The 22379-nt window shown below is 32.8% G+C and carries 30 protein-coding genes and 1 pseudogene; 7 read left to right on the top strand and 24 right to left on the bottom strand.

Annotation, left to right across the window (positions count from 1 at the left end):
* Positions 1-41: 41 nt before the first annotated feature.
* Positions 42-2531, bottom strand: a complete 2490-nt coding sequence (locus tag ACUN26_RS08330) for a transglycosylase domain-containing protein (RefSeq protein WP_001294004.1) — start codon at positions 2529-2531, stop codon at positions 42-44.
* A gap of 466 nt (positions 2532-2997) precedes the next feature.
* On the opposite strand from ACUN26_RS08330, the gene ACUN26_RS08325 reads away from it, so the two are divergent.
* Entirely contained in the window at positions 2998-3204 is a 207-nt protein-coding gene (locus ACUN26_RS08325; protein ID WP_000777815.1) for a KTSC domain-containing protein, read from the top strand.
* 68 nt (positions 3205-3272) lie between these two features.
* Here the strand turns inward: ACUN26_RS08325 and ACUN26_RS08320 are convergent, their stop codons facing one another.
* The 5 genes from ACUN26_RS08320 to ACUN26_RS08300 form a co-directional block, all read right to left on the bottom strand.
* Positions 3273-3485: a YqaE/Pmp3 family membrane protein gene (locus ACUN26_RS08320; RefSeq protein WP_000990226.1), complete on the bottom strand. Its 213-nt coding sequence runs from the start codon at positions 3483-3485 to the stop codon at positions 3273-3275.
* Positions 3486-3657: 172 nt separating this feature from the next.
* The gene (locus ACUN26_RS08315) at positions 3658-4359 is read right to left on the bottom strand and encodes a DUF6944 family repetitive protein (protein ID WP_001070054.1); all 702 of its coding nucleotides are present in this window, start codon (positions 4357-4359) and stop codon (positions 3658-3660) included.
* Between the two features lie 191 nt (positions 4360-4550).
* Complete coding sequence (locus tag ACUN26_RS08310; protein ID WP_000238413.1) at positions 4551-5279, bottom strand: SDR family oxidoreductase; 729 nt, start codon at positions 5277-5279, stop codon at positions 4551-4553.
* 120 nt (positions 5280-5399) lie between these two features.
* On the bottom strand, positions 5400-5531 hold the full coding sequence (locus ACUN26_RS08305; protein WP_371399713.1) for a hypothetical protein: 132 nt from the start codon (positions 5529-5531) through the stop codon (positions 5400-5402).
* Between the two features lie 109 nt (positions 5532-5640).
* Positions 5641-5976, bottom strand: coding sequence for a hypothetical protein (locus tag ACUN26_RS08300; protein WP_001066863.1), 336 nt, complete (start codon positions 5974-5976; stop codon positions 5641-5643).
* A gap of 204 nt (positions 5977-6180) precedes the next feature.
* Between ACUN26_RS08300 and gerPF the strand changes: the two genes are divergently transcribed.
* A complete protein-coding gene (gerPF, locus tag ACUN26_RS08295) occupies positions 6181-6396 on the top strand; it encodes a spore germination protein GerPF (protein ID WP_001141565.1) in 216 nt (71 codons plus the stop codon).
* Between the two features lie 208 nt (positions 6397-6604).
* On the opposite strand, the gene ACUN26_RS08290 is transcribed toward gerPF, so the two are convergent.
* The 5 genes from ACUN26_RS08290 to ACUN26_RS08270 all read right to left on the bottom strand — a co-directional run bounded on the left by ACUN26_RS08290 (position 6605) and on the right by ACUN26_RS08270 (position 11526).
* Positions 6605-6940 carry a YolD-like family protein gene (locus tag ACUN26_RS08290; protein ID WP_033657368.1) on the bottom strand — a complete coding sequence of 112 codons (336 nt, stop codon included), beginning with the start codon at positions 6938-6940 and terminating at the stop codon, positions 6605-6607.
* A 662-nt stretch (positions 6941-7602) separates the two neighbouring features.
* Entirely contained in the window at positions 7603-7821 is a 219-nt protein-coding gene (locus tag ACUN26_RS08285; protein ID WP_000864289.1) for a hypothetical protein, read from the bottom strand.
* Positions 7822-8391: 570 nt separating this feature from the next.
* Positions 8392-9243 carry a peptidylprolyl isomerase PrsA gene (locus ACUN26_RS08280; RefSeq protein ID WP_000727480.1) on the bottom strand — a complete coding sequence of 284 codons (852 nt, stop codon included), beginning with the start codon at positions 9241-9243 and terminating at the stop codon, positions 8392-8394.
* Positions 9244-9441: 198 nt separating this feature from the next.
* Positions 9442-10440: a glycoside hydrolase family 25 protein gene (locus tag ACUN26_RS08275; protein WP_000540675.1), complete on the bottom strand. Its 999-nt coding sequence runs from the start codon at positions 10438-10440 to the stop codon at positions 9442-9444.
* 489 nt (positions 10441-10929) lie between these two features.
* Positions 10930-11526, bottom strand: a complete 597-nt coding sequence (locus ACUN26_RS08270) for a hypothetical protein (RefSeq protein ID WP_001157702.1) — start codon at positions 11524-11526, stop codon at positions 10930-10932.
* Between the two features lie 272 nt (positions 11527-11798).
* Here ACUN26_RS08270 and ACUN26_RS08265 point away from each other — a divergent pair, with 272 nt between their 5' ends.
* Entirely contained in the window at positions 11799-11993 is a 195-nt protein-coding gene (locus ACUN26_RS08265; protein ID WP_000712073.1) for a hypothetical protein, read from the top strand.
* A 426-nt stretch (positions 11994-12419) separates the two neighbouring features.
* On the opposite strand, the gene ACUN26_RS08260 is transcribed toward ACUN26_RS08265, so the two are convergent.
* The 5 genes from ACUN26_RS08260 to ACUN26_RS08240 form a co-directional block, all read right to left on the bottom strand.
* The gene (locus tag ACUN26_RS08260; RefSeq protein ID WP_080001228.1) at positions 12420-13037 is read right to left on the bottom strand and encodes a hypothetical protein; all 618 of its coding nucleotides are present in this window, start codon (positions 13035-13037) and stop codon (positions 12420-12422) included.
* Between the two features lie 117 nt (positions 13038-13154).
* On the bottom strand, positions 13155-13691 hold the full coding sequence (locus ACUN26_RS08255; RefSeq protein WP_001278085.1) for a hypothetical protein: 537 nt from the start codon (positions 13689-13691) through the stop codon (positions 13155-13157).
* Positions 13692-13822: 131 nt separating this feature from the next.
* A complete protein-coding gene (locus ACUN26_RS08250) occupies positions 13823-14071 on the bottom strand; it encodes a DUF3947 family protein (protein WP_000500114.1) in 249 nt (82 codons plus the stop codon).
* Positions 14072-14485: 414 nt separating this feature from the next.
* Positions 14486-14764 carry a hypothetical protein gene (locus tag ACUN26_RS08245; RefSeq protein WP_002093762.1) on the bottom strand — a complete coding sequence of 93 codons (279 nt, stop codon included), beginning with the start codon at positions 14762-14764 and terminating at the stop codon, positions 14486-14488.
* A 200-nt stretch (positions 14765-14964) separates the two neighbouring features.
* Positions 14965-15705, bottom strand: coding sequence for an N-acetylmuramoyl-L-alanine amidase (locus tag ACUN26_RS08240; RefSeq protein ID WP_000135303.1), 741 nt, complete (start codon positions 15703-15705; stop codon positions 14965-14967).
* Positions 15706-16044: 339 nt separating this feature from the next.
* On the opposite strand from ACUN26_RS08240, the pseudogene ACUN26_RS08235 reads away from it, so the two are divergent.
* Both ACUN26_RS08235 and ACUN26_RS08230 read left to right on the top strand, forming a co-directional pair.
* Positions 16045-16275 (top strand): annotated as a pseudogene (locus ACUN26_RS08235) (tyrosine-type recombinase/integrase); the annotation flags it as partial.
* A gap of 79 nt (positions 16276-16354) precedes the next feature.
* Positions 16355-16669, top strand: coding sequence for a thioredoxin family protein (locus tag ACUN26_RS08230; RefSeq protein WP_001206935.1), 315 nt, complete (start codon positions 16355-16357; stop codon positions 16667-16669).
* A 117-nt stretch (positions 16670-16786) separates the two neighbouring features.
* Here ACUN26_RS08230 and ACUN26_RS08225 read toward each other — a convergent pair whose 3' ends face one another.
* Positions 16787-16933, bottom strand: coding sequence for a hypothetical protein (locus tag ACUN26_RS08225; protein WP_001019598.1), 147 nt, complete (start codon positions 16931-16933; stop codon positions 16787-16789).
* 365 nt (positions 16934-17298) lie between these two features.
* On the opposite strand from ACUN26_RS08225, the gene ACUN26_RS08220 reads away from it, so the two are divergent.
* Positions 17299-18180, top strand: a complete 882-nt coding sequence (locus tag ACUN26_RS08220; RefSeq protein ID WP_000380390.1) for a cation diffusion facilitator family transporter — start codon at positions 17299-17301, stop codon at positions 18178-18180.
* Here ACUN26_RS08220 and ACUN26_RS08215 read toward each other — a convergent pair.
* The 5 genes from ACUN26_RS08215 to ACUN26_RS08195 form a co-directional block, all read right to left on the bottom strand.
* The gene (locus ACUN26_RS08215; RefSeq protein WP_002093763.1) at positions 18170-18805 is read right to left on the bottom strand and encodes a phosphatase PAP2 family protein; all 636 of its coding nucleotides are present in this window, start codon (positions 18803-18805) and stop codon (positions 18170-18172) included. The two genes, ACUN26_RS08220 and ACUN26_RS08215, sit on opposite strands and share 11 nt — an antisense overlap.
* A gap of 77 nt (positions 18806-18882) precedes the next feature.
* Positions 18883-19638 carry a sporulation protein gene (locus ACUN26_RS08210; protein ID WP_000486641.1) on the bottom strand — a complete coding sequence of 252 codons (756 nt, stop codon included), beginning with the start codon at positions 19636-19638 and terminating at the stop codon, positions 18883-18885.
* The gene (locus tag ACUN26_RS08205) at positions 19620-20441 is read right to left on the bottom strand and encodes a serine/threonine protein kinase (RefSeq protein ID WP_000871042.1); all 822 of its coding nucleotides are present in this window, start codon (positions 20439-20441) and stop codon (positions 19620-19622) included. The genes ACUN26_RS08210 and ACUN26_RS08205 overlap by 19 nt, the downstream gene beginning before the upstream one ends.
* Positions 20441-20623, bottom strand: coding sequence for a hypothetical protein (locus ACUN26_RS08200; RefSeq protein ID WP_000473369.1), 183 nt, complete (start codon positions 20621-20623; stop codon positions 20441-20443). The genes ACUN26_RS08205 and ACUN26_RS08200 overlap by 1 nt, the downstream gene beginning before the upstream one ends.
* Positions 20624-20733: 110 nt before the next feature.
* On the bottom strand, positions 20734-20913 hold the full coding sequence (locus tag ACUN26_RS08195; protein WP_000658452.1) for a YozD family protein: 180 nt from the start codon (positions 20911-20913) through the stop codon (positions 20734-20736).
* Between the two features lie 150 nt (positions 20914-21063).
* Here ACUN26_RS08195 and ACUN26_RS08190 point away from each other — a divergent pair, with 150 nt between their 5' ends.
* Positions 21064-21219 (top strand): DUF3930 family protein, encoded by a 156-nt coding sequence (locus ACUN26_RS08190; protein ID WP_000456536.1) that lies wholly within the window; start codon positions 21064-21066, stop codon positions 21217-21219.
* A gap of 4 nt (positions 21220-21223) precedes the next feature.
* Here the strand turns inward: ACUN26_RS08190 and ACUN26_RS08185 are convergent, their stop codons facing one another.
* A complete protein-coding gene (locus ACUN26_RS08185; protein ID WP_000101503.1) occupies positions 21224-21886 on the bottom strand; it encodes a hypothetical protein in 663 nt (220 codons plus the stop codon).
* A 248-nt stretch (positions 21887-22134) separates the two neighbouring features.
* On the bottom strand, positions 22135-22350 hold the full coding sequence (locus ACUN26_RS08180; protein ID WP_000750718.1) for a YozE family protein: 216 nt from the start codon (positions 22348-22350) through the stop codon (positions 22135-22137).
* Positions 22351-22379: the final 29 nt, after the last annotated feature.

The raw sequence follows: 22379 nt of genomic DNA, 5'->3' as shown, positions 1-22379 counted from the left end.
TAAGAAATTCGACTTTTTTAATTGCTTTTTATTAACTTTTCTTATTGGCCAGTATTAGCAGGGACTTCTCCTGCATTCCCCCCATTATTCGGTGGAGTTGTCACTGGTGGGGTTGGATTCCCTTGACCTCCCCCGTTATTCGGCGGTGTTGTGTTCCCGCCTCCTCCGTTATTCGGTGGCGTTGTGTTCCCGCCTCCTCCGTTATTCGGCGGCGTTGTGTTCCCGCCTCCTCCGTTGTTCGGCGGCGTTGTGCTCCCGCCTCCTCCGTTGTTTGGAGGCGTTGTATTTCCTTGACCATTTCCATTATTTTGTTCATTTTCTTTCTTTTGTTCTTCTTGCTTCTTAAGGTCATCTTGTTTCTTTTGTTCTTCTTGTTGCTTCTTAAGGTCATCTTGTTTCTTTTGTTCTTCTTGTTTCTTTAATTCTTCCTGTTTCTTAAGTTCTTCTTGCTTTTTCTCTTCTTCAGTTTTTTGCTGCTGATCTTGTTTCGGCTGTTCAGTTGTATTCGGTACGCTCGTATTTGGTGAAGAATCACGTTTCTCACCTTTTATACGTAATTCATTACCTTCTTTCACAACACTACTTGGCATCTTAAATTGTGATTTATCAGTAGCCATCTCGCTCATCATTTCTTTAAAGATCAACTGTGCAATTTTCGTATTTTTACTACTAATATAATCGTCTTTACTATCTTTCATATAACCAGTCCATACTGCCATCGTATACTGCGGTGTATATCCTGCAAACCAGCTATCACGAGTCGCACTGTCTGGTAATTTATATTGCGCTGCTTTTTCCGAAGAATAGTTCGTTGTTCCTGTTTTACCAGCTACATCTAAAGAACTTATATTAGCAGCTGTACCAGTACCAGATGTTACGACGGAACGAAGCATATCTGTAATCATATAAGCTGTATAATCTTCCATCACTCGTTTTGACTTTTGCTCAAAACTTTTCGATTTACCATCTGGATAAACCACTTTTTTAACAAAATGCGGCTTCGTATATTTACCGTCATTACCAAATGCAGCATACGCACCTGCCATCTCAGTTGGCGATACTTCATTTGTACCAATCGCTGTTGATTCTGTCGGTGGTGCATTAAATGTAATACCTAACTTTTCAGAGAAAGCTTTTGATTTAGTTATTCCTACTTCTTTTGCAGTTTTAATAGCTGGAACATTACGTGATAATTTTAATGCTTCACGCATTGTAATTTGTCCTAAATACCCTCTATCTGAGTTTCTGACATCTTGACCACCAGTATACTTAAATGGCGAGTCATCGACTTGATGATAAGTAGCCCATTTTAAATATTCAATTGCAGGAGCATAATCAAAGATCGGTTTCATTGTTGAACCTGCTGAGCGATCTAATTCAGTTGCCATATTATGACCTTTAAATACAGCCTTATTTTCACCACGCCCACTACCTATAGCACGTACTTCACCTGTTTTCGTATCCATAAATGTGAAAGCCCCTTGGAATTTCTCACTTGGATAATCAATAATATTTGTATTTAAAATATTATCAGCCAATGTTTGTGCCTTTTTGTCTAATGTTGTATAAATTTCTAAACCATCAGAACCAATATTAGCATCAGGTAATTCTTTTTCAACTTCTTTCACAACTGCATCCATAAATGCAGGATGTGGCATCGCTTGTAATTCAGCTGCCTTTTGAACACCTTTGTCCACTGGTACTTTCGACGCTTCTTCCATTTCTGCTTTTGTAATATAACCATGTCGATTCATTAACTTTAGTACAACATTTCTTCTTTCTGTTGCCTTTTGAATATTTTGTGGTTTCGACGGGTCGTAATTATTTGGTGCTTTCGGTAAACCTGCAAGCATCGCAACTTCTGGTAATGTTAAGTCTTTTAATTCTTTATTATAGTAGTTTTGTGCTGCTGTTGCGATTCCGTATGAGCGGTTTCCTAAATTAATTTTGTTTAAGTACATCTCTAATATTTCATGTTTTGAATACTGTTGTTCTAGCTTATAAGCTAAATACACTTCTTGCGCCTTACGCTTTGGTGTTTTATCCATTGATAAGAAGTAGTTTTTAATAACTTGCTGCGTTATTGTACTTCCGCCTTGCGAACCGTAATCTCCTTTTAAACTAACTAAAACTGCACGAGCAGTACCTTTGAAATCCACACCACTATGCTCATAAAAACGTGCATCTTCCGCAGCTAAAAAAGCATTTTCTACTAATTTAGGGATTTGATCATACGTAACGTTGGTTCGCTTTTCTTTTCCGTATTCATATACCAACTTCCCGTCTTTATCATAAATTTTTGAGGATAACGGATTAACAAGTTTTGCTTTTTCAAGTTTTGGTGCATCCTTAATCATTACAAAAAAGGTAGCAACCCCCGCCACTAAACCTACAATACCAAGTAATAAACAACTAATTAAAAACTTACGGAAAAATGATGTTTTACCCTTTGGTTTTTGTTTTTTAGAAGCTGGCTGATTTTTCTTTTTAACTTGTCGTCGCTCCTCTCGAGAACGATAATTTTCTGACATGTTACTTTCTCCTGCCTTTCAATTCTCCCGTTGATTTACTAAAAATATTGAGGCCACCTTCCCAAATATCTTTACATTTAGAAAGTGTGTTCATCGGAAGCATTCAATATTTTCCTAATTCACAGATTATAAATTTTAGATACTCTTAAACAAATTATTTTTTACCTCTATTCCTTCAAATAAAGCTGCCCCATTACGCATAAAATGGAAGAGATAAAATTTTAATACCTCGTATAAATAATATACCTTTTTTTCAAATGGTCAATATTTTCTTATTAATTTCATCAAAGGTGAGATAAAAATAGCATATCGATATGAACTTCGTGTGAACTTCTTTATAAATAGGTATAACAAAGATTTAATATATTGGCTATCCGTATTACTGCTGCTTTACATATTCTTATTTCAACAACCTAATCCTCATTTCTAAAAGAATTTACAAATAAAATTAAGGAGTTGTATGCTTATGAAATTATCTCCTGTTATATCAAAAAATTTGATTGCTGTTGGTTATAATCCCTTTTCTATGATTTTACGAATCCAATTCAAAAATGGCATGTATGATTTCTTTAATGTACCTGAAAACATTTACAATGGTTTATTAAATGCACAATCTAAAAGTTATTACCATAAAACTTACATTAAAAATTCTTTCCGCTACACTAAAATTTAAACTTAAGCACCAAATAAAAAGAAAGGAGGTTAATCCCCCTTTCTTTTTATACTATTTTCACAGACGAATTATCTTCTATTCCTCTTATTAATTTCATCATATGCTTGAATTTGTTTTCTCACTCGCCGATCCGCCTTTTTATCATGTACGACTAAAATCGCGTGTATGACGCCTGGAACCCAAAATATTAAAGTTAATATGAAATTAATTATTGCTTGAAATGGCTTTCCGCAAAATAATACAGCTACAGGTGGAAGTAGAATTGCCAATAAGTACATCATCTCTTGAAAACTCCTTATTTTGGATTTTTTATAACACTTCTTTTCATATGCAAGCACACTCTTTGATTTTGAAGTTACACAAATTTCAATTAAGCAATTATAACATTTCTTCTATAATATATATTCTATCCATATGCAAAAAAACCTACTAGACCAAACTCTTCCTACCTATTTAATTACATTTTACATCCGCTCTTTCAATGAGCATTTTAAAATTCTTATTATTTTCAAAACTTTTCTCTTTCTCTACTGCAGTTAATCCAATCGCAGAAATTACCGTTCCTATTGCCTGTATCCAAATACCAATCAGTGCTATTATCCTCTCATCCTTCTTATCAAGAATACGATCTTCGTTTTCTACTTCATCCTTCGATAAATTAATTATGCCTTGATACGCTTGTAGTCCGGCCCCTAAGCTTTGCATAGAATTGCCTAGTACAATGATTCGCTGTATTACTTTCATCTCAATCAAAGCTGCTTCTACTCCTAAAAAAGCACCAATCGATTGTAAACTGTTCCCGACAATGATAAGATAATCATTCTCTGTTAATTGTTTATTTTTATTAAAATATGTTCCTATTACATTTGATATATTCCCTAATGCCAATAACTCAATTCCCATTTTATCCAGTGTTTCACTTTCATTCTGCAAACTTATATTTCGATTTTCTACTTCTTCATCTTCATCTTCGGTATAATTACTCGCTATAATTTGTAAAATATACCCGAAGGCTTGTAATGAGCTTCCTATAATAACAAGGTCCGATTCAATTTTCTCTTCCCCAATAAATCCTCTTGTCGTTCCAATAGCAGCTGTAAGATTTCCTCCTACTTGATACCATGCTCCTGTCACTTTTAAACTGCTTGGATTCATTTTTATCACCTATTTTGATATTTTCTCGTGCTTTCGAAATAACCAAAAGTCACTCTTAATCAAATATTTTATTTTCCATATGTAATTTTGTGCATTCTATAATGTGTTACTAATACAAAAAGTACCTTAAAGGTACTTTTTTAGCCAAAACGTATATCACTGAAATTACATTGAGTAATAGATACTTATTTTTAAACACATGCTGGGCATGTCAATGAATCTCCATTTTTATCTATTGTTATATTCAATATATATCGAATCGCATTATGTGACCACATTTCAGGTGTGGGTGATTCATTAACATACTGTGGTGCACATGAATGCAGCATTGGAGTGCTAATACCACCGCCAGGATCTAAAGCAACTACAGCCACACCATCAGGCAATTCCAGTGCCATAGATTTCGTGATACCTTCAATTGCAAACTTCGAGGCACAGTATGGTGCAAGATCTGCCTCACCTTCTCTTCCCCAACTAGAACTCATATTAATAATAATTCCTTCTTTTCTATCTACCATTGCTGGGACAAATGCTCTTATTACATTTACTACACCATTCACGTTTACATTCATTACATTTTCAAATTCCCCAGCGGTAACTTTCCAAATTGGTGCATTTTGATTCACAATTGATGCATTATTTATTAACAAGTCGGGAGCCCGATATTTAGTAAGGATATCATTTGCCCAACTACTAACTTGCTGCGAATCTGAAACATCAATTATTTGAAAATCATGTGTATTACCGTATTGTTTTTTTAGTTCTTCAATTTTATCTTTTGAACGTCCACATCCACATATGTTCCATCCCAATTCATGAAATCGATCAACCATCGCGCGTCCTAATCCTTGCGTCACTCCTGTAATAATTACGAGTTTCCTAATGTCATTTCGCTTCAATCCCTCGCCTCCCTTTACCATATTTTACTCCTTTAACCTTCATTTATCTATTTACTAAAGTATTAAAAACACTTCATACTTTAGAAGTATTTTTAATATTGCACACATAAACAAAAGAGTAACCATAATGGTTACTCCCGTTTACATATTTAAAAATTCGTTGTTTATTTCATTATTAATTTTTAAATTGCAACTTTTCTTTCCCGCATTTTTACATTGATACATATAAACTGTACCTAATTTACCAGCTTGAAAATCCTCATTACCCTGCATTTTCATAAAACTATATTTATGTTTATAGTGCGATTCATCCAAATAATTTCCAATCCACTTTTCAACATAACACAGTCCACTTTTGTGAAAAAATCTTCAACTAGCCTGATTACATACTTTTATTTAAAAGCTCAATTTCATATTGTAATTTTTTGAACTGCTCAAAATGCATTGTTATAGATTGACTGCTACCAACTTCAGCACTTTGTTTCACCAGTAATACTCCTGTATCATGAAAAAGCGCTTCAAGTTCTTTTCTGATGGACACTTTTGCAATATGAGCTGTTTTAATTGCAGATAAAATTGCAATCTCATTAAACTTTAATTTTATTTCATTTGGACAAAATGCGTTTTCAATCAATATAACTTCATTGCTATAAATAAGCGCAACAAGATTACTTGATTTTGCATCTGATAAATCTACTTTTTTTATAACGTTATTCATAACATTTTGCCTCCTTTGTTTTCGTATATATTAATTATACAAATTATTTCTTTTTTATTATCCAACTCATATTAAGTTTAACACACTTTTATTGAAAGCCACGCTTGAAACGTTTTACTATTCCACAATTTTTGTTACATGAACCATTTGGACTTTACTCCCATATAGTAATGTTAACAATTCATTATAAAGCAGGTGAAAATTATGCCCTCAGTTGTAGGGAATTTAGTTGTACAAAATAGTAACGGATCATTTAACTTAGGTGATTTCTACAACGTTTCTCCGAAAGAAAATACGAAAGCTTACAATGGATCTGGCGCATCAAACGTTGGTTTTGTTGTTAATACTTTTAACGGTGTTAGTGCGACTAATACGTTTGATTCGGACCTTGCAGATCAAAATCAAGTGGGTACAGCCTAACCCTATTTTTCATCTTTATGTATAGGAATTTTAAATTTGTCTATACTATAATCAGGCTGTTTCACAGCTATTATTGAATGTTGGAGTACCCTATCTTTTTCTCCCTTTCCCTGGGGCTTAGCAGTTAGCATGAAGCTAGCTGCTATTTCGCATTATTTCTTCCATCTATCAGAAATAATAGAAGCTGGATATTAAAGTTCAGCTTCTATTACATTATTTCAATTACATCTGTAAAACTCATTACGTGAGTTTTATAAAATGCGTCTGTGCACATTATAATCTGCCTTACCGGGTCTATATGAACGACTGTCATATAACTTGTAAGTATGTAGCCATCTTCAAAATATGTCACCAATATTTCTTGCTCAGACAATAATGCCGTTAGCAATTTATCAGAAATTCTTTCTTTTTCTTCATTTGTTACTATCGGCCTTTGCACTTTTAATTTCTCACCAATAACCTTTCTCATACTTAACAATTGTTCCGACATTACTGTAAATGGAACCCACTCTCTTTCTTCTTTCCGCCTCTTTACATGATTCATTTCTTTATCTCCTTGATCATTTATCCACTCTATTTCACACATACTGTTACTCCATCATTTTTAGTAATTACTAAGCTCGTATTTATTTCTAAATTGTATAATGTCTACACTCCAAGGAACGTTTGTTCTAATTATACACGAACTTACGTTCTTTTGAGAAGAGGCATATGTATATTTTTTTTACAAAATGTAATTTGAAACATTGAACTTTATCTATAGTTTATTTTCCCTTAAAACAAACTTTTTACTCTCTACACATTGAAATACATATAGCGAATAAAAAAACGATTTCACATAAAGTGAAATCGTTTTTTCTAATACGTTATTCAAGTTTATTTTTTATCTTGACTAGCTTTTTTTTTGAAATGAAAGTTTCATTTATTATTCGTCAACAAACTACAATATTATATTTTTTTAATTGAATATAATATCCCTGCCTACACTACAAAGCTTTATTTTTTTGCATGAACCATTATTAAACGCAAACATACATTATAATGAACGAACTCACAAAATTTAAGAAATTTATAATGTAACTCAATTTATTCCTTATAGGTTTTCTGTGAAAAGAGGGCGATTTCCACACTCTCTTTTCGTACATATCATATTACAATATCAAATACTCCTTTGCTTTCATAATAGTTTGATATCGCTACCATTCATTACATATATTTAGGATGTATGGTTATATGTAACTCTCTCTCCGTTTCTCCTCTTTTCGGATGACGAAAATACTCTATTTCATATTTTAACACTTCATACTCAACCATCCCAATTTTAATCCCTTTCGTTTCTTTTAATATAGCTAATAAATCACTTATATTTTCATCATTCGATTCAAAAACTTTCCCTCCGTCTTCTCTTTGAAAAATCACTTTCATATATTCTCCCCCACTTTCATTTATTCATCTAGTAAATAATACATTTAGAAATATTCATAACAAAAAGAACATCCTTTTTAATAGAATGCTCAACTTTTCACTTCCTATAATATTGCAAATGTTTATTCAAAAATATTATATGTACTATTCTTCAAATTATGTTGATCCACTATAAAAATTTATATACTTAATTTATATGTAATAAAATAATCAAAACATTACTATATCAACATTTTTTAAAACGATTATTATTTCCAATTTCATTTTCCTACAATTTTCCATTGTAATTCTTAATATTTAAATGTAATATTATATTGTCTTACTATCTTTTTTATAACACACACACTAATTAGAAAAGGGAACTCAATATGAGTTCCCTTTTCTAATTCAAGTTACATAATACTTCTAGAGTTTTACCTTTAAAAATTTTATTTTATTTAGTTTTTTGTTTTTTACTTATCCGAATCATTCTAGTATGATTGTGTTTACCGAAGAAGTCTGCATTCTTTTTTCAAAAAAACAAAAAACAGAAGTCTAGCAAAATGCTACATTTCTGTTTTTTTATCCGTATTATTTCTTTTCTAGAAATTTAAATGTCTCTTTATATTCTTTATCATTCACCTTAATATCAGCATCTTTTAATAAATCATTGACTACTTGCTGTTTCCATTTACCTGTCGTATCTTGTAATCTTTGTTGTTCTAAATCTTTACGGATCTTATCCTTCACTTCTTCAAATGGTTTCAACTCTTTTTTATCGGTCACTTTAATAATATGGTAACCGTAAGATGTTTTAACTGGTTCACTTACTTGTCCTGCATTTAATTTATACGCAGCTTCCTCAAATTCTTTAACAGTTTGCCCAGGGCCAAAACCAGCTATTTCCCCGCCCTGTTCCTTTGAACCAGTATCTTCTGAGTACTGCTTCGCTAAAGTGGCAAAATCTTCACCATTATTCACTTTCTCTTTTACTTCTTTAGCGGTTTTTTCATCTTTTACTAAAATATGACTTACCTTCATTTCTGGTTTATAGTTATCTTTTACATCTTTTTCTGTGACAGTCGCTTTAATCGCTTTTTCAAATGCAATTTCTGGTTTCATTTTTTCTTTTAATTCATCTTCGTTTTTTAACCCAAGTTTTTCTAAAGTCTCTTTAAAATTGTCACCCATTTTATCTTTTGCTTCTTTTACTTGTTTTGTTGCTTCCTCATCTGAAACTTTATATTTATCTAGCAGCGCCTTACTTAATACCATTTGATATAATGTACTTTCTCCATATTTTTGTTTTAATTCTTTACTTAACTCTTTCTCTGTAACATTTCCTACTTTTGATGTTACTACGTTGTCTGAGGAACCACATGCAGATAATGCGAGTACCACGCATGAAATAATTGTTCCCAAAAATAGCTTTTTCTTTTTCAATTCAAATACCTCACTTTTATTATTATGCAACGTAACTATACACCGTTATTGTGAAAACAGTGTGTTTTCCATATGTAATTCATTTCATTTGAATCAAATATGTATCATATTTTTTATACACAAATATGAAAAATCTTCTCACTATTTATTAATGAGAAGACTCTTTACGAATGCCTCAAAAACATTTAACGACTAAGGTTACTTAATGATTAAATGTTTTTCCGGTATCCAACTACTTTGTCCGATATCTACCGCATTTTTTACTCTTCCCCACACACGGTAAGATGTTGATCCATCTATATTTCCTTTATAATTAATACATTCAGGCTCTCCATAATAATTCACTCCGTACCCGACAGGATATTTTGAAGAAGCATAATACCATCTCACATCAAAATGGTTTAAATATACCCACTGCTTATCATTCCCTAAGCAAATCATATCTTTATCGCCGCCTCCCCAATAACTGTTTAAAATTAAATACGGGATTTTCTTAGTGATTGCACCTGTATACTGGGGGTTCACAGGATTTTCATATAAATTTATGCCGTATCCATCAGGATATTTTGAAACTGCAATACCAATACCACTTGATTGCTGCAAATCCACTACATTAGATTGATTTTCTTGATTCGAATCTATAAACCAGGAAAGTGACTTATTTCCTATTAATTGATTCAAATCACATTTCCCGATCCCAGGAACATTCCCCGAATCCGTATATTGCCAAATATCACACGGATACGCCGGCTTATTCCCTCCATAACGAGGAATCCATACAAAATCAGCATCAATATTACGCGCTCCAAACGATACATACGTGTGATGCCCAACATATAAACCTACTTTTTTCGCACCTAAACGACGTAATTCATCTATAAATACTTGTGTCCCGCCTTGCATATCTACCATCGTTTGTACTTCAACATCCGCCACCCAAAACGCAGCAGACTTATCGCCACGATTCCAAAAATCTTGTGCCTCTTTCTTTGCATCTGCAATAGAAATAAAACGACAAAATGCATAATTACCAAACGGAACACTATGCTTCTTCATTGCATTCACATAATTTTGATACATAAAATCCACCGTATTTGAACCATCTTGCACTCTAGCAATAACTAAATCTAGTTGAGGCGCTGCAATTTCCCAATTAATAGTTCCATTCCACTTTGAAATATCAACAATGTAACCCATTACAATTCAACTCCTTTTTATTATCATATTCAAAGCTTGTTTTAGCGTAATCCACATATATCTATTACTATCTATCTATAATATAAATAAGAAGAAATCTTTATTTTTTGAAATATATAATCTTTAAAACTACTTCTTTCAATCTCTCCTCTAACTCATATAATTAGGCGTGAAAATATCAATTTATTTAAAAATGATTTTTCTGTTGATAATATAAAATCTTCTATATGTCCTATGTTTATTTGCTTGTACGTAGAAAACCCCTATATGTGAACTATCTTTTTATAATAGTCTAGCCTAACACTCATTGTTTATTTCATTTCTATCTGTAATCAACAATTCCATACGCTATCCAGCCTATTTAAAATTGAGTAAAACTATAATTTTTTTACATTTTACCACTGATTGCCAGCCAATAAATTTTGGTACAAAATAATATTAATACATAAAAAAAGACATTTCCGATTTTTGAAAATGTCTTTTTGCATCTTAATAAAACAACTTTGGTTCTAAATCTTTATTTTGTAATTGTGGATTTTCACTGTTCATAACGCAACTTGTGGAAAATAATATTGGGATATCACAAACATCATCCTGCATTACATCACGAAACACATTTGCAGCAACACCTGTAAACGTTTGACATAGATTTGAAATATCATCATTAAAAAATTGAATCACTTCCGCTTTAAAAACTGGAAATACAACATTCACTCCACCAGGGAACTGAGGTTGTACCACAACTTGTTCAAAATAAGGATTATTCTCTAACGCTACTTGAAATAAATGCGCAATTTCAAATGCATCTAGTGGACAAGGAAATGGATTTACAATTTCATTTTCATTATTCGTTACAATAACCGTTACACTTACATTTCCAAATTGTACAGAAGATTTTAGAAGCGTTGCTAATGCTCTCGCTTTTTCATTACTTAACGCATGCACTAAAATAATATAATTCCCGCCAACCGGAATAAGTGGCCCCACTGTAACTGTTGGATCAGCACCAATTGAATTTCTTAGTTCATTAAAATGTGTGATCCACGGTGGTGAAAGCTGTGGCTGAGCTTGTACATTTTCTTGCATTCTTTTATTACCTCCTCATACTATTCTTACTACCGTAATATGTATCAGGACATAAAATGCATTAGATAATCAAATCATTTTTCATATTATATTAATTATACATTTCATAGAGTATTCTCCGCTTTTCCCCACATGTTTATGTACTTATACGACAATGAGGTTCTATATTATAATCAACTTAACAAAGATTTCATATTATATAAATACACCTTAATAATCATTTAAATCAAAAGGTGAAGCACATATAATGTGGAATATTAGGAGCTGATTTCATGAAAAAAGAACCTATCGTGTTCAAAGTTCCACCGAATTCAAAACTAAAAGTTACATTTTTCGGTCCTTGTAACGAAGTAATTACAAATGTTTCTATAATTAATCAACTACTCACCCCTAAATGCCAAACTATCACGCAATATCCAACCTTTAAGAAATATGTAACTGAAGTACGATCATTATCCCATTGTTAGTCCCCATCATGCACGATTTTCACAACTTTGTTACCTAGATTATTTCGAAAGAAAACAACTACATCCCTAAACTAAAATTACTCATTTCATGATATTCCATTGATAATTTATTGATTCTTTACACATTTTCATTAAACACGCATATATTATCCTATGGAGATTATCCACTCATAAAACCTATCTTTCTTTTGAGCATACTTTTTATGTATGCTCTTTTTTTATATCCATCGTGTGGATTCGACAATAACCTTCTATATATTATACTCTCACTATTACCATTCATTTCTCTTCTATTATATCTAATTCATAAAACACTCATATAATAAACGAAATTAAATCTGATTGCTTATATATTTTAGAAAAACAATAAAAAGCCCACACTATTTAGTGAGGGTCTTAACAAACTTTCTATAAAACATCTACTTATCAGCTCCATTCAATTGGAGAAGGAAACCTTGCCGCTTCAAAATGAACAGTATTTAAACCATTAACGTTTTGTACAATAACGCCATCAATACTACTCTCTGCGAAAATTTCAACTACATCCCCTGCTTCTAATTGAAGAATAGAAGTGACTGAAACATCATTATTAAAAAATACCCCTGTCCCAAAGTAATCATTATCTATAGCTATTGCTGTATTTCCATTTACACGAATTTCTACTCTAGCTCTGTAATTCACATTAATATCATTTGGTGAGAATGTTATATTCCCTAATACACTATACACCCCTCTAGTCTTAGGCATAAAAGTGGATGTTACTGGATTATATTCATTTGCTAAATCAAATTGTTCATTTTGAAATAACACTTTAACAGACGTATTTGCCAGAATAGGTTGATTAACTGTATTCACAGCTCTAAATGCCGACGCTCTTACAAGCTCCTCTTTCTTATTACCACAACAATTTACTTTTACATACTTCCCATCACATTGACTACTTTTCCTATAACAATCATGACTCTTCTTTTTGTACTCGTTACAATACTTACAGTAATAATAAGACGTAGTAAGTCCCCCTTTAAATTTATTATTACATACTATGCAAAATTGATTAGAAAAGCTTGGATGAGCTGTTACTATTATTAATAAAGAAATGAATCCCCACCTGTTTGGTGAGGATCTATTATTAAACTTCTATTCATTTTTAAATTACCTACTTTATTTAGTAGGAGACGGAAATCTTGCCGCTTCAAAGTGCGAACCATCTTCTAAGGGGCTTAAAACACCATCTATACTACTTTGTGCATAAATCTCAACTATATCTCCTGCATTCAATTGAATGATTGTTGAAACACTTACAACATTTCCAAAACCTATTGGACCAAAAAAGTCATTATCTATAGCTATTGCTGCATTTCCATTCACACGAATTTCTACACGAGCTCTATAATTTAAATTTGTATCGTTTGGAAAGAAACCAATCGTTCCAATAATAGAATATACGCCTTTCGTCTTCGGCATAAAAATAGACGTTGCTGGATTATACTCATTTGCTAAATCAAATTGTTCATTTTGGAATAACACTTTCACAAAAGTATTAGCAGGAACATTTTGATTTACAGTATTTCTAGCTCTAAATGTTGATGCCCTAACAAGGTTATCCTTGTTGGCATGACACTTACTAGTGTTATTACGACAATCATGTTGCTTCTTTTTATAATCCTTACAATACTTACAGTAGTAATAACAAGACATACTCGTTCCCCTTTCAAGCTTATTACTACATATTATGCAAGATTGATTAGAGAGGTTTGGACTAGCTATTCTTATTTTTAAAAGGGTGCTTTTTACTTGCACCCTTTTGTATTCATTTTATTCCTCTATATTTATAAATTGAATACTGTTCCATATGGAATTGAAGTAAAAGCAATTCCATATGGTGTAAAATGTTGCGTTGGGTAAAAATACTCCATTGAGGAATAATACGGTTGTATACCTTGCTGCATTTGCATTTGTTGTTGCATTTGCAATGCTTGTTGAACAGCTTGAACTGTACTTTGTGCCCCGCTATACGTTATAGCCGTACCATACGCTGGTCGTATGCCAACTTGAGAATCCACATATGAATAAAACATTAATTTCAACTCACTTCCGAATAAGTTATTACAAAGTATGTTATGTATAATTATTTCAGTGAGTGCTAAGAGCTAGTCTACTAGCCTTTAGCACGTTTTTCATTTTAAACGTTTCTATTTCCCTCCTAATTTCCTATTTCACTTCCAAGCTTCATCTGCTAATAATACTTTAACTATTAAAGGTGATTTTATGATCCAAAAATAAATGTACCTCAAATAAAAAACTATATGTGGCTAGCTCTATCAGCCCTCCTTATATAGGTGAACTTACAACCTTTTTCATACATTCTTAATTTATTAGTATTTGTGAATGAAAAGTCACTTCATATATTTTGGAGGGACTTTTCATTCACGATTTTCCGATAATTCCTTAACAAAATAAAAAAGTAGCTTTTAGGCTACTTTAAATTGCTTTTATCCCCAAGAGAAATGATATATATATTCTCCCGTTACACTTTCATTAATCCCAGTAATCCTTACAAATCGCATTAAGTCTGCTCCTTGAAGAAAATACATCGTAAGTGTAACTGGTACCTGTGACCACATAAATTGATAAAGCTCGTTCACTCTCTGCTTTGTTGAAACAGTTACATCATATACAGGACCATTATTCCACGCAGAAGTTTGAACTGCAGTGAACGGAAGGTCTTTCCCATTTACCACTATTCTTGCCACACTTTGAGTTATGTCCACAACAATCTCCTCCGCTATTCCAAAATTAGACCTGTTTCCATACTCATATTCTTATAAATATTCGTAGCTTTAATAAATGCTTGAGGAAAACCTCTATTCAAATTAATTTATTTTATAAAATAAAAAAGCAGCCTACTCATCATACGAGTAGGCCTCTTTTTTTCGCTTTACATAGGCTTATTTGTATTTACATAGTATGTTTACTTAACAGTATATGCCCAGCCTTTACGGTCAAGATAATCAGTGAATGCTTTTAATTGAGTATCGCTAGTTGGATCAGTTACAGGATAAACATAGCCATCACTTCTAAGAATTAAGTTACCTGTCATCTTAACTGAGTTTAAAGCACTTACTAATTCAGCCAAGTTTTCTTTACCTATTCCACCAACTTCGACAATATTACGTTTTTGAGGTGGTTGGCTACCTCCACCAGATTGTCCAGTTAAAGCAAAAACGATTGAATTAGCGATTTTATCAACATCCCATTTTGCCATGTCGGAATCATTATCAATGAATCCTAATTCGATAAGAATAGCTGGTGCTTTAGTCCCATTCAATACTGCTAAATCTTTACGTTGTTTCGCACCACGATCACGCCATCCAATATCTTTTGCTAGTTGAGCTGAAATTTTAGATGCTAGTTCATTCTGATCATAATACAGCACTTCAACACCCTGCCCAGTCCCATCACTTGCATTAAGGTGAAAAGCAATAGCTAAATCTACAACATGTGAATTACTATTACGAATAATATTATTTAAATTTTGAGCTTGAGTGCTTCCTACTTCGTCCGTATCATCATAGACTGTGTGTCCTAAAGCTTTTAACTTGGCCGCAACCGCATCTTTAACTTGACGATCCAAAACATGCTCTTTCCGATTTCCCCAGTTAGCCCCTTGTACAATACTATTGTGTCCTCCATGTAAACTATAACGCGCCATTACTCAACATCTCCTTTTTTATTAGTATATTCAGAGATTTCCTCATGGTCTGTCCATATACCTAAGTCCATACCAAGTGCAGACAAATAAGGCGCCAATTCATCTAAAATCTTTTCGCATACCGAATTTAATATAATAAAATTCAAGTAAAGAAAAAACCGCAACCCATTTTTTCAGTTACGGAATCTTTTTTGTATTTTCTTTTGAAAAATTCATTATGAATCACTCTCACTTTCTAATTATCTAGTCCATTTAGTTTTAATGTCACTCTATTAACGATACTTCCCCATAAATATCTAAAGAAATTTCTAATCATGCCATCCCAGCTACTTGCAAAAAATGAAGAAAAAGCTTATAAAGAAAAGTGAGGTTCCTGATATTCGTTTCCATGATTTAAGGCATACCCATGCAACATTAATGTTGAAACAAGGTATTCACCCGAAGATTGTCAGTGAACGATTAGGACATAAAAGAGTAGGCATCACATTAGACACCTACTCACATGTTGTACCAGGCCTACAAGAAAAAGCAGTCGAAGATTTTGCAAACAATCTATTTCAAAAACACTAATGTTTGCAAAATGTTTGCAATTACGGATTTTGCATAAAAATACTAGCTTATCCGTGTGACATTGAGAGGAGTCAAAAACATGAGAGAAATCAAGTCTGACAAGGAATTCAAGGACATCATCGCAAGTGAGGAGCCAGTAGTTGTTAAGTTCTTTACTACATGGTGCCCAGATTGTGTACGCATGGACAACTTTATCGGAGAGGTAATGGAAGAGTTCAATAAGTTTGAATGGTATTCTATTAATAAAGATGAGTTCCCAAGTATCGCTGAAGAGTATCAAGTAATGGGTATTCCAAGTTTACTTGTATATCAAAATGGCGAGAAGCTAGGCCACTTACATAGTGCTAATGCAAAAACTGAAGAGCAAGTTACTGAGTTTTTAGAAGCATACTAAGATGAAAATCCTCTGAAAAATATTTTTCAGAGGATTTTCATCTTTTTTCACAATTATTGTCGTAGCTCTTTCTTCATGACCAATGTACATAATTACACTCCTTTCCCCCTTCATCCCCTAAGTATAGATGTATACGTTCGTATCACCACTTTCATATGTAATTAATATATCGTATTGTGGTATTTCGCCACTTTCCTTTTGTTTTTTCATTTCAATCCAAAAATTATGAACCCCATTGATTATTTGTTTGTTTTCTATGTTCATTACATATCTTTCATTTAATCCACCGTATCCTTTACATGTAGATATTGATCATTTAGAAATATAATACTTCTTCACAATTTCATCATTTGATGAATTACATCCAGTCATTATTAGAAAAATACATAGTAAGAAAAGCATTCGTTTCTACATCCACCTACCATCGTATCCCTTTCATTGTGAATGATTCCCAATTATATTCATACCCTCACTTTGTACTTTTCAACATATTTTTCCTTAACGAAACATTGTTACCCCCTACTTAAAAAGCTATAAAGTGTCAACAATGTTTGTATAGACCCACACGAGTTTCATTTGATACTCTATGTATAGAAAGAAATTCCTTTAAAGAAAGGTGCGTGATTAAAATGGATACTCTTTCTCATAAAGAAGCTGATAAAGGTGCTATTGTCAGCATTATGGCCTACATATTTTTATCCTCTATGAAAATTATCATCAGTTATATTACCCTCTCTAGCGCATTACGTGCTGACGGTTTGAATAACTTAACGGATATTGGTGCCTCTTTAGCAATATTAATCGGTTTAAAAATTTCTCGTAAACCTCGAGATCCAGATCATCCATATGGGCATTCGCGTGCAGAACAAATAGCTTCGCTTGTTGCTTCTTTCATTATGGCAACGGTCGGATTAGAAGTTGTTATTAGTGCCATTCAATCATTTTTAAATCCGAAACAAGTTGCGCCCAATGTACTTGCTGCATGGGTAGCTTTATTTTCTGCTGTCGTTATGTACTGTGTATTTAGGTATACGAAAAAGATTGCAATTCGAACAAAGAGTAAATCATTAGAAGCTGCCGCAAAGGATAATTTATCAGATGCGCTCGTAAGTATTGGTACAGTTGTAGGCATTGTCGGCTCACAGTTCCAAATGCCTATTTTAGATCCTATTGCCGCTCTAATTGTCGGCCTTATTATTTGTAAAACTGCATGGGAAATTTTCGTAGAAGCTTCTCATATGCTAACAGATGGCATTGATCCTAATAAAATGGAAGAATATGCTGATGCTATTGAGCATATTTCTGGTGTGGAAAACATTGTAGATATTCGAGCGCGTATGTACGGGAATCAAACGTACGTTGATATTACAATCGAGGTAGACGCTCGTATGGATGTTGGAGAAAGTCACTGTATTACTGACAACATCGAAGCCATGCTTCGAAAAAAATTCGGAATTTACCATGCCCACATTCATGTTGAACCAATGGAAAAAGAACCTATTATGACATAGGTTCTTTTTTTATAAACGCTTTATGAAATATAACACATAAAACGAGCCAGCTACCGCCAGCTGCCCATCCTGCTAATATGTCAGATGGAAAATGCACGCCAAGATATATTCGGCTAACTGAAATAGATAATACAACAAAGCTTGCTATAAGAATAATCAACAGTTTTTTATGCAATGAAATACGCTCTTCAGTAATTGTGACGTATGCAATAAATCCTAAAAAAGCAGTAGCATTCATCGTATGACCGCTCGGAAAACTATATCCAGTTGCAGTAACAAGCTGCGTTACATCAGGTCTTGCCCGTTCATACCATAGTTTAAGCATACTGTTTAAATAACGAGATCCGTAGTAATTAATTGTTAGAAGTAATGCACTAAGCAACTTTTTTCTAACGAGAAAATACATTACAAGAATAATGAGTAACGGAAAATATATTCTTTTGGAACCGATAAAGGACACCCAAGTAAAATAGGTTGTCAAATAATCGTTTCGAAAACTTTGAATAAAGTGTGCAACTATATTGTCAAATTTCTCAATACAAGCGGTATGATACGAAAGTGATAGTGCGACAAAACAAATGAGTAGAGTAAAGCTTAACAAGTATAAATGTCGATATCGTTTCACATACATAACCTCACTATGCAAAAAAATGGAGCGGTTGTTTTAGTTTTCCTCTCCATTTCTTTTTTATGCATAGTTTATTAAAAAATATAATTGTTAATTTTTTGCTGCATCGTTGGGATATCTTCATTCGTTACTGTAAAGCGAATAACCTTCTCATCCAGATCAAGTGCTTCTGCAAATAAACCTGCCAATCCACGTGATTTTCTATCTACTTCCATAATGATTTCTAACCGATCGTGGGAACTTGGCAAGATTAATAATTCTAATTCATCTAATTTCCCATAATACTGTCCTGAAACAGGAATAAACTCAAACTCTTGTGCGAATGGTACTTGCTTACGTAATCGATATGGTAATTCTTCGCATTCTATATGACGCGCTTTAAAACCTAATTGATTTACACTCTCTAATACACTGTTCAATAGTGCATTTGGCAACACTTGAATGTAATCACGGTCACTTGGATCAATACTATTTTTAATATCAAGGCCTGTATGAACCCAAACCGTTTTCATTCCAAGTGTTAGTGGTGCTTCAATTGGCATCTTAAATGAAAATGGAATTTCTTTCTTTTCATTTGGCTCTACAGAAAATGGATCTGTTAAACGAACTCGCTCTAAGTCAAACGTTGCTGTTACTTTTTTATCATCCACTTCTCTTACATATGATGTAGATAACGTTAAGTAAATGCTTTCAATTCGTTGGCTAACTGATCCCCCAGTTATACGAACCTTCCCTACTATCGTTTCTCCAACTACATACTCCTCTTTTTCAAGAACAGTATCTACTTTTGCACTACCAATGCCAACACTCGCTAAAAACTTTTGAAACATGGAGTCTCCATCCTTTCTAAAGCAAAAGCTATATCTTTTTTTAAATCTTGTACATTCTCATAGTACGGTGTTTTTATTTGTAACATTCGCATCAATATTTCACGATTATCATTTTTCAAAGTTAACTCTTCATACCATGGCTTTTCATGTTTTTCAATAGATTCATATCCTGCATATAATAAAAATAACGAGAAATGGCCAAGCGCATAAAAATCGCTACGAAAGTGAACTTCTCGCATCAAAGCTTGTTCACCTTCATACGTTGTAGCTCGCTCATCATCCTCACCTTTATATTTAGCTAATCCAAAATCAATAATACTAATTTGATTTTCTTTCATTAATATGTTCGGAATACGTAAATCTCGGTGAATAATACCTTTACTATGAAAAACTGAAACAATTCCTAATATTTCATATAAAATTTCAAAAACTTCACGTTCTTTATATACACGCCCATCTGAGAAAATATAATCTTCAAAATTTTCACCAGGCATATATTCCATCACAAAAAAGCTTTTTTTCTCCCATAAGAACTGATCATAGAAACTAGGAATTGCTTGATGATTCAATGTTTGTAAAATCATTTTCTCTTGCTCAAATGATTTTCTACCAGACTCATATCTTTGTTTACTTTGTCTTAACTGTTTTAAGACTTTATATCTATTTATTTGTAAATCATTAACGACATATGTAACCCCATAACTGCCCATTCCAATTACTGATTCAATTTTATAACGTTCTGCTACAATTGTATTTTTTCGCAGTGGTCTATCAAATAAAGCTAGTACACGATGCCATTTCATCAGCTACTTGAAAAGAAGCTACGGCTTTTACGTTTTCTTTTATAATGTTGGTGTCCATAACCAGATGAACGTCGCTTATAGTCACTACTTGAATAAGAGCGCCCTCTATGACGATAATCACTACTCGAATACGAACGATTTTTTTTCTTTCCTAATAAAGAATCAATAATTTTTTTGAACATCCCTTCACCTCTTTAGTAAAATTTTCTCTTAATTATACCAATAATTTATAAGCACATTTGTGACAAGTTTGTAAAGAGTAAAAAACGACGAGTTTAGCCCGCCGTTACTTTCAATCTTCCTCTTCATCAAAAACTTCGTCAATCATGCATTTCTCTAATAAATACTCGAATGTAATATCTGCGAGATCTTCAATTTCCTCTCGCTTTGGGACGTATCCCCTTTCAATTAGTTGCTCATAAAAAAACTCCGCAATCTCTTCCGTATCAATTACGACTTCAATTTCCTTCATGAGCATCACTCCTTTATTTCTGTTTTATGAAAAAATCTCAAAATTATGTATATGAGATTAGAAAAATAGTTTTTCTTTTTTTATAGGTCATATCATTTGGACGAGGTGCATACGATGGTAGTACAAGCTATCCAAAAGGGGGAAATAATAATGGAATACCAATACGAAGTAGAACAAACAAAAGAAGAGTTCATGCATGAAGATCAATGGGCAGACTCTCTTATTAAATGGCTTTTTATTTTTTTAATAATTGTAGGCATACCTTATACTGCATATGTTGTTGTTCAATTTATTCTCTCTGTCTAGTTAACTATTTTTTCTCTGTCAATTTAACTAAATAATTATGAACAACATCCATAACAATTTTATATTCTTCATCTTTAAATGTATCAAATAACAATTGATAATCGTTATAAATATCAAGTAACCCATCTATGATTTCTTGACGATTTGTCTTAACACTCACTTTTTTCGAGTTGTTAATTGACTTTAATTTTCCTAAATCCAATTTATTCATGCCGGCTTTATCTTGTTTCATTTTCTTCAAAATTGCATTTGCCGTTTGAGCATTGGCAAGTAAAGTTAAATCTGATTCATCCGCTTCTAACCATTCACCATCCGTAATTCGTGATAACTCATATATCGTATCTTCCCATGCGTCATTTTTGTATCTCCATACCTCTGTACGAAAACCAACAATACGGAAAACATCTTTATCATATCCAGTCACTTGCACGAGATCACCAAAGGTGAAATTATAATTTAATTCAATCCACTCCGTATCGCCCTTTTTCATTTCTTGCTCTGTAACGTGCTGCAATGTTTGTTCTACATAAAATCCATCGTGATTATTGACTTCGTATACATAAACCCCATCTAAAACTTTCATATTTGTGATTTTACCAACGGTTCCATATAGCGTAATCACGACTATGTCCCCTACGTTGTATTTAGGTTGTTTTTTTCTTGCCATCTCTATCTCTCCTTTTTTTGACGTCGTGATTTTGATAACAGTATATGCAACCTACTTAAAAACGCTTATCACAGAAGCTTATATTCATAAATTTTTTCGATAAAAAAATATCACTACATAAAATTTATGTGAAACGCAAAAAAAGCTAGTAAATAGACTAGCTTTAAATCAAGACATTTCATATAAAAAAACATACAGAATACTTCACTTTCAAGAAGTAATGTATTCTGTATGTTTTCAAATCGTTTTTATCCTTCTTGTATGTATAAATCCCACGCTTCATCAAATATAGACATACTTTCTAGCATTCCACTTAACTCTAAGTATGAACTAATTTCATCATAGTCTTCAGATTGCTTCGGAAAACTTAAATCATCATACATTGCCTCTGCTAAATCTGAAATTTCATTTCTAAATAAAGCTGCGCGATGCTTCATCATATAATGGTAAAATGTCTTTTTCAAAAATATTCCCTGCCTTTCTAACTTGGGTA

It is taken from the genome of Bacillus sp. WC2503, assembly GCF_052682895.1.
The sequence above is the reverse complement of the archived record's forward strand: the minus strand, read 5'-3'. Positions and strand labels throughout refer to the sequence as shown.

Coding starts and splice junctions, on each gene's coding strand:
- ACUN26_RS08330 (WP_001294004.1), bottom strand. CDS start 2,531: ATGTCAGAAAATTATCGTTCTCGAGAGGAGCGACGACAAGTTAAAAAG.
- ACUN26_RS08325 (WP_000777815.1), top strand. CDS start 2,998: ATGAAATTATCTCCTGTTATATCAAAAAATTTGATTGCTGTTGGTTAT.
- ACUN26_RS08320 (WP_000990226.1), bottom strand. CDS start 3,485: ATGATGTACTTATTGGCAATTCTACTTCCACCTGTAGCTGTATTATTT.
- ACUN26_RS08315 (WP_001070054.1), bottom strand. CDS start 4,359: ATGAATCCAAGCAGTTTAAAAGTGACAGGAGCATGGTATCAAGTAGGA.
- ACUN26_RS08310 (WP_000238413.1), bottom strand. CDS start 5,279: ATGGTAAAGGGAGGCGAGGGATTGAAGCGAAATGACATTAGGAAACTC.
- ACUN26_RS08305 (WP_371399713.1), bottom strand. CDS start 5,531: ATGCAGGGTAATGAGGATTTTCAAGCTGGTAAATTAGGTACAGTTTAT.
- ACUN26_RS08300 (WP_001066863.1), bottom strand. CDS start 5,976: ATGAATAACGTTATAAAAAAAGTAGATTTATCAGATGCAAAATCAAGT.
- gerPF (WP_001141565.1), top strand. CDS start 6,181: ATGCCCTCAGTTGTAGGGAATTTAGTTGTACAAAATAGTAACGGATCA.
- ACUN26_RS08290 (WP_033657368.1), bottom strand. CDS start 6,940: ATGAATCATGTAAAGAGGCGGAAAGAAGAAAGAGAGTGGGTTCCATTT.
- ACUN26_RS08285 (WP_000864289.1), bottom strand. CDS start 7,821: ATGAAAGTGATTTTTCAAAGAGAAGACGGAGGGAAAGTTTTTGAATCG.
- ACUN26_RS08275 (WP_000540675.1), bottom strand. CDS start 10,440: ATGGGTTACATTGTTGATATTTCAAAGTGGAATGGAACTATTAATTGG.
- ACUN26_RS08270 (WP_001157702.1), bottom strand. CDS start 11,526: ATGCAAGAAAATGTACAAGCTCAGCCACAGCTTTCACCACCGTGGATC.
- ACUN26_RS08265 (WP_000712073.1), top strand. CDS start 11,799: ATGAAAAAAGAACCTATCGTGTTCAAAGTTCCACCGAATTCAAAACTA.
- ACUN26_RS08255 (WP_001278085.1), bottom strand. CDS start 13,691: ATGTCTTGTTATTACTACTGTAAGTATTGTAAGGATTATAAAAAGAAG.
- ACUN26_RS08250 (WP_000500114.1), bottom strand. CDS start 14,071: ATGTTTTATTCATATGTGGATTCTCAAGTTGGCATACGACCAGCGTAT.
- ACUN26_RS08240 (WP_000135303.1), bottom strand. CDS start 15,705: ATGGCGCGTTATAGTTTACATGGAGGACACAATAGTATTGTACAAGGG.
- ACUN26_RS08230 (WP_001206935.1), top strand. CDS start 16,355: ATGAGAGAAATCAAGTCTGACAAGGAATTCAAGGACATCATCGCAAGT.
- ACUN26_RS08225 (WP_001019598.1), bottom strand. CDS start 16,933: ATGAACATAGAAAACAAACAAATAATCAATGGGGTTCATAATTTTTGG.
- ACUN26_RS08220 (WP_000380390.1), top strand. CDS start 17,299: ATGGATACTCTTTCTCATAAAGAAGCTGATAAAGGTGCTATTGTCAGC.
- ACUN26_RS08210 (WP_000486641.1), bottom strand. CDS start 19,638: ATGTTTCAAAAGTTTTTAGCGAGTGTTGGCATTGGTAGTGCAAAAGTA.
- ACUN26_RS08205 (WP_000871042.1), bottom strand. CDS start 20,441: ATGAAATGGCATCGTGTACTAGCTTTATTTGATAGACCACTGCGAAAA.
- ACUN26_RS08200 (WP_000473369.1), bottom strand. CDS start 20,623: ATGTTCAAAAAAATTATTGATTCTTTATTAGGAAAGAAAAAAAATCGT.
- ACUN26_RS08195 (WP_000658452.1), bottom strand. CDS start 20,913: ATGAAGGAAATTGAAGTCGTAATTGATACGGAAGAGATTGCGGAGTTT.
- ACUN26_RS08190 (WP_000456536.1), top strand. CDS start 21,064: ATGGAATACCAATACGAAGTAGAACAAACAAAAGAAGAGTTCATGCAT.
- ACUN26_RS08185 (WP_000101503.1), bottom strand. CDS start 21,886: ATGGCAAGAAAAAAACAACCTAAATACAACGTAGGGGACATAGTCGTG.